Source organism: Vibrio sp. 10N.261.46.A3 (assembly GCF_041472995.1).
Lineage (GTDB): Bacteria > Pseudomonadota > Gammaproteobacteria > Enterobacterales > Vibrionaceae > Vibrio > Vibrio coralliirubri.
Genome location: NZ_JBFRRH010000091.1, coordinates 1 through 5234, shown reverse-complemented (window position 1 = coordinate 5234; position 5234 = coordinate 1). Strand labels below are relative to the sequence as shown.

Sequence of the window (5234 nt, the reverse complement as noted above, 5' to 3'; positions counted from 1 at the left end):
TTATTAAGGAAGCTTAGCCAATTATTGTTGGCATTGAAGAGTTGTTTGATGGGCTTATTTGGAAACATGTCCTATAGGATAAACGATTCATGCAAAGCGGCCTAGTCGGTTGAGTCTCTTTGTTTTCGGCCGTAGGCCGCTCAGGCGACAACGTCGCCGGTTCAAGAAGCAATTTCGATATCTTTGAAGTAGAAGCTCAACAGAGGGTTAGAGTCATCAATGTAATACTCACCTGTATAAGAGCAATTTGGGTTATCTTGAAGCTCTCGGTAGAGAGGGCTTGATGTGTTGGCAATCAGTTCTTTTAAAAACAACGTAGTAAATTCGTCATCAGCACTAAAATGAACTTTTGTAAATTTCGCACAAAGCAATGGTTGTGTTTGAGCTAAGTGCCTAACAAAAAGGTGGGACTTAAATATCGCAGAAATGCTTGCGGATACATCTTCTCTGTATTTTCTATGATCAGGCAAACAATACGACAGTGTGAATGCAAAAGGCTTCATCAGATTAACAAGAGTTGTTTTGACAAGGCTACTCATTGAATTATCGTCAGATTCTTTGCCCAATTCCAGCTCAATTAGATCCTGAATTGAAGGACGATAAGGTGCCATTAATCTAGCTCGAACTTGGTCGAACCAACGATCATGAAAGGCTAGTAAGAACTGATGATGATATTTATCTAATAAGAATGCCAATTGTTCAAACTTCTGATTTCTGAGTAAATGACTTGATGCTTTTTGCCAGTCAGTAGTTTTTGACTTAGGCAGACGTTTTCCACCGAGCTTTAAAGCTAAGTAAAGTAAGATCGCAACGATAGCAGTAAAGGCTGTTACCTTCTCATCAAACCCCATAGCCATTTGAACGGCAAAGCTAAGTCAATAGCATTCAACACAGGTAGGTAGATTGCATAGAGTAGAGCGCTGACAAGAAAGCAAACTACGGATTTATCAACCCATGAGAACCTAAGTTTCAAGTCAATTCGCTTCTCTTCGGCGAGTAGTGTATATCCTGCGACTAATATGGCTAGCACCGTCAGGGCGTTTGCGTCCACTGTGTTTCCTTATTGTCATTCTGCTATAAGAAGCTCTAAGGTTTTTACGTCTCACAACTCTCCGATATCCTTAACGCATCTTCAATCTCGACACCAAGGTATTCAATCGTGCTTTCGAGCTTAGCATGACCCAGAAGTAACAGAATAGCCCTAAGATTCTTGGTCTTGGCGTAGATCAAAGAAGCCTTTGTTCGGCGCAGTGAATGTGTGCCGTATTGCGTTTTATCTAGCCCGATATCAGTAACCCATCGGTTAACCATGGTGGTGTAGTAATGGTACGAGATGGGTTGTCCTTCACGGCGTGGACTTGGAAACAGGTAGTCTGTTGGTGACAATGAATTTTGAATGATCCACTGCGACAATGTTTGTTGAGTCTTGGGTGTTATCTCGAAGTGTACTTCCTGCTGGGTCTTCTGCTGTTTGACGATTGTTCTCGACATCACACAACCACTTCGGCTGACATCTTGAACTTTCAAGTTACGTAAATCACACGACCTCAACTTACAGTCGATGGCTAGATTGAACAGTGCCAACTCAAACAAGCGTTCCTCCAATTCAAGTCGAATACGGATGCGCCAAATGTCCTCTAGTTTGAAGGCTTTCTTCTGACCTACACGCTTTCCTTTATTCCAAGCTTCCATAATGTGCTCCTTACTTCATAAAAATGCTCTTTAAGTAAGGCAGAAATCAAAGACAATGCTGCATCCAGTGGTATGATTGACGGAATATTTCTATAACAAGAAAACTTCTAATGAATCAAACAGAACAACAGTATTTGAAAGAGCTTGAAGGCAAGCTTTGGAACGCCGCAGACAAGCTACGCTCAACGCTAGACGCCGCGCAGTACAAACACGCAGTGCTAGGTCTAATCTTCGTTAAATACGTCTCTGATGCGTTTAAGCTGCGTCAGGATGAGATTAAAGCTGACATTGCTAACACTGAGCACGAATACTACTTAGATCCTGCTGATTATTCTGAAGAAGAACTAGCAGAAGAGATTGCGATTGAACTGGAACAGCGCGACTTCTACACAGAGAAAAACGTGTTCTGGCTACCTACTGAATCTCGTTGGCAGTTCCTGCAAGATAACGGCCCATTGGTTATTGGTGGTGCTGAACTTGATATTAATGGTAAGCCAAAGAAAATCACTTCTGTTGGTCATCTTATTGATAATGCCCTTGAAGGTATTGAACGCGATAACCCGAAACTGAAAGGTGTGCTTAACAAGTCATATTCTTCATTGAAGATTGACCAAGCTAAGCTGAATGAGCTTATCAACCTGATCGCGACAATCCCGTTTGTTCATGCAGACTTAAACAGTAAAGACATCTTAGGTCACGTATACGAATACATGCTTGGTCAGTTTGCACTGGCTGAAGGTAAAAAAGGCGGTCAATTAACTATACTCCAGCATCAATCGTAACGCTGATTGTTGAGATGATTGAACCGTTTGAAGGTCGTGTTTATGACCCTGCAATGGGTTCTGGTGGTTTCTTTGTTCAATCAGAGAAATTCATCGAGCGTCATGCAAACGAGAAGAAGGTTGATGCCCTTACTCAGAAGCAGAAGATCTCTATCTACGGTCAGGAATACAACCATACAACGTGGCAGCTAGCAGCGATGAACATGGCGATTCGTGGTCTTGATTACGACTTCGGTAAAGAGCCTGCAAGTACCTACACCAATGTACAGCATCCAGATTTACGTGCTGACTTCATCATGGCTAACCCTCCATTCAACATGAAAGAGTGGAACACGGGTGTTGATGATAACGATCCTCGCTTCAAATACGGGAAACCACCATCAGGTAATGCGAACTTCGCATGGATGCAGCACATGCTTCATCACCTAGCACCTGAAGGCTCTCAGGCGCTTCTGTTGGCAAACGGCTCTATGAGTTCGACTACCAACAATGAAGGTACTATTCGTCAGGCATTAATCGAAAATGACTTGATTGAATGTATGGTAGCGCTTCCCGGTCAACTGTTTACTAATACACAGATTCCTGCGTGTATTTGGTTCTTAACTAAGAACAAGAATCCTCGTGTTGATAAATCGGGCCGAAAGCTACGTGGACGTAAAGGTGAAGTGCTTTTTATTGATGCGCGTAACCTTGGTTTCATGAAAGACCGTGTACTACGTGATTTCAGCTTCGATGATATTAAAAAAGTTGCAGACCTATTCCATGCTTGGAAAACAGGCGTAGAAGTACATGGTGTGGCATACGAAGACCAGGCAGGTTTCTGTAAATCAGCAACGCTTGAAGAAATAACCAAGCATGATTTTGTACTAACACCGGGCCGTTATGTTGGCGCTGCTGAGGAAGAAGATGACGGTGTTCCTTTTGCTGAGAAGATGGCAACCTTAACCGTTAAGTTGAGCGAGCAGTTTACTGAGTCTGCAACGTTAGAAGCTGAAATTAAGAAGAACCTAGCGGGGTTGGGTTATGAGCTTTGATAACCTACCTCGCGATTGGCAGTTAATTCCTCTCGAAGATGCTATGGATGCGATTATTGACTATCGAGGGAAAACACCAAAGAAAACAGAATCAGGTATACCTCTTATCACAGCTAAAATTGTGAAGTGTGGGTATGTCCTTGAGCCTTTTGAGTTTATTGCAGAAGGCAACTATGACTCATGGATGGTTCGAGGGTTACCACAAGTTGGTGATGTGGTTTTGACAACAGAAGCTCCTTTAGGGGAAACAGCACAATTAACAAGTGCTAATGTAGCACTAGCTCAGCGTATTGTGACCCTTAGAGGTAAAAAGGGCTTATTGGATAGTGACTTCCTTCTGTGTGCTCTACAGAGTGATTTCGTTCAACACCAATTAGAGTCTCGCGCATCAGGCTCTACTGTTAAAGGCATTAAACAAAGTGAGCTTAGAAAGGTTATCTTGCCTATACCTCCATTGCTTGAGCAGCACAAAATATCTCAAGTTTTAAAGTCTTTAAGCAACAAATTAGTTTGTAATACTAAAACCAACCAAACCTTAGAAGAGATGGCACAATCTATCTTCAAGTCATGGTTTGTCGATTTTGAACCAGTAAAAGCCAAGATGAATGGTGAGCAACCAGAGGGAATGGATGCGGCTACTGCCTCGCTATTCCCAGAAAAGCTCGTTGAGTCTGAGTTGGGTTTGATTCCTGAAGGTTGGGAGGTTGGTGCTCTATCTGACTTGATGGACTTCAATCCAAAGAGAATTCTTAAAAAAGGCACAATTGCACCTTATTTGGATATGAAAAATATGCCAACTTCTGGTCATCTTGCGTTAGATATTTATGACCGTGAAATGGGAAGCGGAACAAAATTCATGAACGGTGACTCACTGTTGGCACGTATCACACCATGTTTAGAAAATGGTAAAAGTGCATATGTTGATTTCCTTGAAGATGAACAAGTTGGCTGGGGTTCTACTGAATATATCGTGATGAGATCGAAGTTAGATAGCTATAAGTATTTCAGTTATTACATGGCTCGATTTGAACCTTTTAGAAAGTTTGCTATTCAAAGTATGACTGGTACAAGTGGGCGTCAAAGAGCACAAGCCAAAACAGTCGAAACAATGCCGTTTGCTCTCCCTCCGATTTCAATCTTGGAAAAGTTTGATGAGTTTGTTGCTCCAAATATGCAGATGATTAAGAGCCACGGTAGTGAGAATCGAACTCTTGCTGCCTTGCGCGATACGCTACTTCCTAAATTGCTTTTAGGCGAAATCGAGTTAGAGACCAAATAGATATGCCCATGACTTTAACCACTAACCTTGATTATCAGAATTGGCTTCTAGCCCTTAAACAGCAAGTACAGAAGTCACAACAAAAAGCGTCACTCGCGGTTAATGCTGAGTTAGTGGCGCTTTATTGGTCTATTGGTCATCAAATTGCCATGAAACAACAGGATCAAGGTTGGGGCGCTAAGGTTGTTGATGTCCTGGCTCAAGATCTGAAGCAAGCCTTTCCCGCGATGAAAGGACTATCTCGCAGTAATTTGATGAGTATGCGGGCTTTTGCACAAGCTTGGCCTGATTTTGAATCCAACCCAATTGTCCAACAAGCTGTTGGACAAATACCTTGGGGTCATAATGTGTTGCTGATTCAAAAGTTGGGGTCGAAGGACGAACGCTTATGGTATGCCAACGAAACCATTAAAAACGGCTGGTCTAGAGCTGACTCTTATACACAAA

Annotated in this window: 4 protein-coding genes and 1 pseudogene; 3 read left to right on the top strand and 2 right to left on the bottom strand. The window is 42.4% G+C overall.

What is annotated here, in order from left to right:
- Positions 1-161: 161 nt before the first annotated feature.
- Both AB4484_RS19890 and AB4484_RS19885 read right to left on the bottom strand, forming a co-directional pair.
- The gene (locus AB4484_RS19890) at positions 162-857 is read right to left on the bottom strand and encodes a hypothetical protein (RefSeq protein ID WP_372079985.1); all 696 of its coding nucleotides are present in this window, start codon (positions 855-857) and stop codon (positions 162-164) included.
- A gap of 238 nt (positions 858-1095) precedes the next feature.
- Positions 1096-1692 (bottom strand): tyrosine-type recombinase/integrase, encoded by a 597-nt coding sequence (locus tag AB4484_RS19885; RefSeq protein WP_372079983.1) that lies wholly within the window; start codon positions 1690-1692, stop codon positions 1096-1098.
- Between the two features lie 110 nt (positions 1693-1802).
- Here AB4484_RS19885 and AB4484_RS19880 point away from each other — a divergent pair.
- The 3 genes and pseudogenes from AB4484_RS19880 to AB4484_RS19870 form a co-directional block, all read left to right on the top strand.
- Positions 1803-3508, top strand: a pseudogene (locus tag AB4484_RS19880) (N-6 DNA methylase).
- A complete protein-coding gene (locus AB4484_RS19875) occupies positions 3498-4787 on the top strand; it encodes a restriction endonuclease subunit S (protein ID WP_372079981.1) in 1290 nt (429 codons plus the stop codon). Before AB4484_RS19880 ends, AB4484_RS19875 begins: the two are co-directional and overlap by 11 nt.
- Before the next feature lie 8 nt (positions 4788-4795).
- On the top strand, positions 4796-5234 hold a 439-nt coding region (locus AB4484_RS19870), incomplete at its 3' end, for a DUF1016 N-terminal domain-containing protein (RefSeq protein ID WP_372079979.1).